The sequence below is a fragment of the Candidatus Izemoplasma sp. genome (assembly GCF_982632705.1).
Genome location: NZ_CEXEES010000083.1, coordinates 1 through 5,541, shown reverse-complemented (window position 1 = coordinate 5,541; position 5,541 = coordinate 1). Strand labels below are relative to the sequence as shown.

Genomic DNA, 5,541 nt, shown 5'->3' with positions numbered 1-5,541 from the left:
ATACGCAAATGCATCTTCTACTCTTACCCATTCATGTGAGTTAGCATAATACAATCCATCAATAATTTTACTCATAGTTATCCTCCTACTTTTTATAGTTTTTAGTAAAGAACTTTTTCTTTACAACTATCGCTTTCTTAAATTTATTTCTGATTTCAATTGTTAATTCTGTGTTCAATTTATCATACGGTCTATCAATCATTGCTAGGGCAACTACTTTACCCGTTGAAGGTGCTTTATAACCAGTTGTTATAAACCCAACTTCTACATCTTCATGATACACTTTATAACCTTCTCTCATAATTCCTTTGTCGATCAATTCCAACCCGCAAATTCTACGTGTTGTTTTATTTGCTTTTTGTTCAACCAAAACTTCTTTTCCGATAAAGTCGTTTGCATCTAGTTTCACAGCGAAACCATACCCAGCTTCTAGAGGGGTTATCGAATCACTTAACTCATGTCCATACAGTGGTAAGTTCACTTCAAATCTCAAAGTATCTCTCGCTCCAAGACCAATTGGTAAAACATCTTCTCCACCAGTCTCTAAAACGTTTGACCACAGTTCGTCAACATCATGATGAGTTCCATATATTTCGAAGCCATCTTCTCCTGTATATCCAGTTCTGGATACTAAACACAATCGTCCATTAATCTTTATATTTTGATGAGTAAAGAACGTTATGTCATCTAAATTGTAGTCTGTAAGTTTCTGTAGTATACTTTGTGCTTTTGGACCTTGTAATGCAATCTCACTAAAGTTATCCGATTCATTTGAAACGTCACAACCAAATGTATTGTTTTTTGTAACCCATGCAAAATCTTTATCAGCGTTAGATGCGTTTACTACTAATAGGTAATGGTTCTTATGAAATTTGTAGACAAGTAAATCATCAACTACTCCACCTGTTTTGTATAACATCATTCCATATAGAACTTGATTATCATTCATTTTGGTTACATCATTTGTAAATATATAATCGACAAATGCTTCTGCATTGTCTCCTTTAACACAGATTTCTCCCATGTGTGAAACATCGAATAATCCCGCGTTTTCTCTAACTTTCATATGTTCTTCTGTGATAGAACTATACACAATCGGCATATCCCATCCAGCAAATTCAACCATCTTAGCTCCAAGAGCACGATGTTTATCATTTAGAATTGTAGTTTTCATATTATTCTCCTTGAAATTGCTTCATGGCTTGGTAACTACTTCTTACAAGTGGGCCACTGGCAATATATTTGAATCCTTTTGTTGTACCTTCTTTTTTATACTCTTCAAATAGTTCTTCTGTAATGTATTCTTTCACTTCCAAATGATCTTTAGAAGGTTGTAAATACTGTCCTATGGTCATTATATCACATTTATGATTTCTTAAATCATCCATAAGTTCTAAAACTTGTGATTTTGATTCTCCAATACCAACCATGATTCCAGACTTGGTTAAGATTGTTGGATCTAATTCTTTTACTGTTTTGATTAAATTCAAGCTTCTTTGATAATTGGCATTATCTCTAACCCCTTCATATAAATCAGGTACAGTTTCCAGGTTATGATTTATAACATCTGGTTTTGCATCAACGACTCTTTTGATACTATCATAATCTCCCATAAAATCAGGGATTAGAACCTCAATCGTTGTTCCTGTAGCATGTTCCTTTAAGGTTTCAATGACCTTAACAAATTGATTAGAACCATAATCTTCTAAATCATCTCTTGTAACAGATGTCACAACGATATGTTTTAATCCCATCAGTTTGACGGCTTTTAATATATTGTTTGGTTCGTTAGGATCAATTGATTTAGGTGTGTCGTTTGTAACATCACAGAATGCACAATTTCTTGTACAGTGATTACCTAATATCATAAATGTAGCTGTTTTATTACTAAAGCATTCTAATTGATTTGGACAACTTGCTTCTTGGCAAACTGTATAAAGGTTATTTTGTCTTAAAAGGGTCTTGATTTCTTTGTTTTCCTTATTCAAATCAGTCATTTTAATTTTTAAATAATCTGGTTTGCTAATTCTACTTTTTTTTTGCTCGAAAAAGACACTTAGAAACTCTCTTGTTTTCAATTTATATATATATTCTTTTACTTTGAATTTTTTTAGAATTTTATGGAATTCTTCATATGTAAAATCCACATCGATGAAAGCGTTCTCAAAATCTTGAATTTTTTTGAGACTAAAATAGTCTCCGGTTATACTCATATTCTTCACTTTATTGTGTTTAACTTCGACTCTAAAAGTGTAGTTTCCTGAATCGAATTTCATCTTTTTTTCAATGTCGAATTTAGGGTTTTTTCCATAATTCCATTCGTTTGTTCTGAACTTTTCACTATACTTATTTATTGCCTCTAGATCAAATGTATTAACATCAATTTCTTTGGTTCTTATTTCATTCACAATAAAATCATAAAATGTTTCTAAATCCATATTTGTTAAACTTTGAATATTTAACACTCTTGATTTGACAGATGTAATTGCATGTTTTGTAAGTTTTGCCTTATCAGGAGTAAGAGATCCAATTAGATGATCTAAATTACTATTAAATAATATTGTACCATGAATTACCATTTTATCTTTATGGATGAATTCCGCATTACCACTGAATTTTCTACCTTCATGTAGAATATCATTTCTACCTGTAAACGTTGCATTTAACCCTAGTTTATTCACTGCGTCAATAATGTTTTTTACATGTGAACTAAAAATATCTTGGTGATTTTTTTTATCCGTAATAAAAGAAAACTGTAGGCAACCAGTATCTGTATATACTGCTCCTCCTCCACTATTCCTTCTAACAATTTGAATCCCGTGTTGATCGACATATGATTGATCTATTTCAATTGATGTAACTTGGTGTCTACCAATCATTACAGTTGGAACAACATTCCATAAAAGAAACACATCTTCATTTGCATTAAAATCTTTGATGAGATATTCTTCAAGACCAAAATAAAACCCACAGTCCTTTAGCGTATCTGATTTCGTGTTTATATAAAGCATATCTTCACCATCTTTCTACAAGAATATGATACCATAGTTTTTTGTTTTTCCAAGACAAATTTAATAAAAAAAATAAGCCTGTTTTTCAGGCTTATTCTTCACTTAAATTTTGATTTAAAATCATCTGTAAATCGCAGTCTAACTTGATTGTGTTCGGGAACTACAATTTTCTCATTCGTTGCTGGATTGACAGCGTCTTTTGCAGGGATATGAATTGTTGTAAATTTACCAAATTTATCAATAGTAATATCTACTTTATTTGATAGTTCTGATTTAACAACATCAGCAAATCCTTGCAAGAATTTATTTGCCTTATTCTTACTCAAATCTGTTTCCTTCCCAATGTATTCAATTATGTCTTTTTTAGTCTTTTTAGGTACTTTAGGTTTTAATGTCTTAATCGCAACTGGTTTTTGTTTTTTCGTTGCTGCTGGTTTGGTAACAGTATCTTCAATATGATCTCTAGCAATTCGTTCTTTTTCTAGTTCATTTGCAACTCTATCTTCATCAAGAACTTTCGCGGCTGTTCTAGTAAACAGGTATTGTCCACTCGTTGCTGTTACATCATTTGTGATATCATCTTTAAACTTTTTATAAGGTGTAAATTTAGCTGTTCTATGTTCTGGTATCACTAGGGATTCCTGAGTTCTAGGATTGATTCCCTTATGTTCTTTTACAAGTTTTGTACTAAATTTCCCGAAGTCATCAATTTTAACCTCGTTACCCAAAACTAGTTCATCTTTTATAATCTCTAAAAGACCACTTACATATTTTTTAGCTTTATAATTTGATATACCTAGTACTTTCGCAATAATTTTATTCATTTCAGCTTTATTGAGTCTTGTATAATACTGTTTTTTCTTAGCCTTTGTTACTTCGGCTTTTTGATCTATCACTGGTTCTACTACAATATCACTAATTAAAGTTCCTACTGGTTTTTGCTCTTCAATAGGTTCAATGATTTCATCTGCTTTATCTTGAACTTTTTCTTCTTCAACCATTACTGATGGTACTGCAGAATGTCGTTCACGTTCTTTTTTAGGTACATATTTTTCAGAATCAAATAGTAATTCATTTCCTCTTAGTTTTAACTCTGTTTGTTTCTTTTTATTTTCTTGAATGTCGTTCTTATTCTTACCTTTAGCATTTTGCTTTTTGTAACTTTCTGTTGTTTCAAGTTTTTCAGTATTTGTAATAAACTGCAGAAATACACGTGCGGCAATCACAAATACTACGATTCCAGATATAACAGAAATATACATTGGTTGTAAATATGCATAATTATCTGAAATAATTGGCTCTGTAGATGTATCTTCAAAGTTTAGCGCACCAACACTAACACTATAGACCATTAATGCTACAAGTAAAATCATAAAAAAGTATGAAACAAGTAATGAAATATCCAACAAACGTTTGTAGAAACGCATCGTTCTTGTCATATAATCACCTCGTCCTTATTTATATTTTATAACAAATACAAATAAAAGACAAAAGATAAACAAAATTATATGATATAATGGCCTTAATTTATGGAGGTGGTATTTTATGTTTACATATCCTGAAAATCTAACAGACAGTAAATTAGAGATGAATCAAGTTATTTCAAACCTTCAAGAACTGGGTTATATTGTAAATACTACAAGACAACCTATAAACCAATATCATATTGATAAAATAAGTATTTCTAAACAAGCAAAACCGATACATAGACTGATTCTAAGTTCTGGTCTGCATGGTATTGAGGGGTTTATTGGTCACGTATGTCAAATGTATTTCCTCAAAAACATCTTGTCAAAACTAAGCGATGAAACAGAAGTTATCCTCTATCACATACTAAATCCATATGGGATGGATCACTTCAGAAGATTCAATGCCAATAATGTTGATTTAAACAGAAATTATAGTAATACGGATTTTAACTTAGATAATGTGGAATTCACAAAAGTTCAATCATTTTTATCTCCTAGAAAAATGAAGACCGTGTTTGGTTCTAATATATGGTTTTATACAACAGTATTTAAAAATATATTGAAACATTCAGTAAAGACTATGAACATTGCAATCTTAAAAGGACAAAAAGAGAATCAAAACAGTATATATTATTCTGGGATTCAATATGAACCTTCTACTCGTTATCTTTTAGATGAGTTAGATTCTATATACTCTGGTATTGAATCGGTCTTATGGATTGATATTCATAGTGGTTATGGTAAAAAGCATCAAATGTCGATATTTAACTCAAGATATGAAATTGAAGGAACAAAAGAACTAAAAAATAATATAACGTATAAAGATATTGTTGATTCGGATAACGACTCAATGTACGACACTGATGGGGATATTACAGAAAAACTATACAAAAACCATTCAGATAATTTGCACACATCTTCTCTTTTGGCTCTTTGTTTCGAATTTGGAACAATGGGTTCAGGATTACTACATACAGTCAATACATTTAAAACCGTTCTTTTTGACAACAATTCACATCATATAGATTCAAATAATAGGTTTAAAGATTACTCAAACAAAT

4 protein-coding genes are annotated in these 5,541 nt (G+C 30.8%); 1 reads left to right on the top strand and 3 read right to left on the bottom strand.

What is annotated here, in order from left to right:
* Positions 1–85: 85 nt before the first annotated feature.
* The 3 genes from gcvT to AC2LE6_RS08410 all read right to left on the bottom strand — a co-directional run bounded on the left by gcvT (position 86) and on the right by AC2LE6_RS08410 (position 4,450).
* Positions 86–1,174 (bottom strand): glycine cleavage system aminomethyltransferase GcvT, encoded by a 1,089-nt coding sequence (gene gcvT, locus AC2LE6_RS08420; RefSeq protein WP_484478815.1) that lies wholly within the window; start codon positions 1,172–1,174, stop codon positions 86–88.
* Position 1,175: 1 nt separating this feature from the next.
* Positions 1,176–3,011, bottom strand: a complete 1,836-nt coding sequence (lplA, locus tag AC2LE6_RS08415; RefSeq protein WP_484478814.1) for a bifunctional lipoate--protein ligase/lipoyl synthase — start codon at positions 3,009–3,011, stop codon at positions 1,176–1,178.
* Between the two features lie 98 nt (positions 3,012–3,109).
* Entirely contained in the window at positions 3,110–4,450 is a 1,341-nt protein-coding gene (locus tag AC2LE6_RS08410; protein WP_484478813.1) for an HU family DNA-binding protein, read from the bottom strand.
* Positions 4,451–4,556: 106 nt separating this feature from the next.
* Between AC2LE6_RS08410 and AC2LE6_RS08405 the strand changes: the two genes are divergently transcribed.
* Positions 4,557–5,541: M14 family metallopeptidase (locus AC2LE6_RS08405; protein ID WP_484478812.1), on the top strand; the 985-nt coding region annotated here is incomplete at its 3' end.

Bases quoted from the DNA above. Each gene is read 5' to 3' on its own strand.
- gcvT (WP_484478815.1), bottom strand. From the start codon at position 1,174: ATGAAAACTACAATTCTAAATGATAAACATCGTGCTCTTGGAGCTAAG.
- lplA (WP_484478814.1), bottom strand. From the start codon at position 3,011: ATGCTTTATATAAACACGAAATCAGATACGCTAAAGGACTGTGGGTTT.
- AC2LE6_RS08410 (WP_484478813.1), bottom strand. From the start codon at position 4,450: ATGACAAGAACGATGCGTTTCTACAAACGTTTGTTGGATATTTCATTA.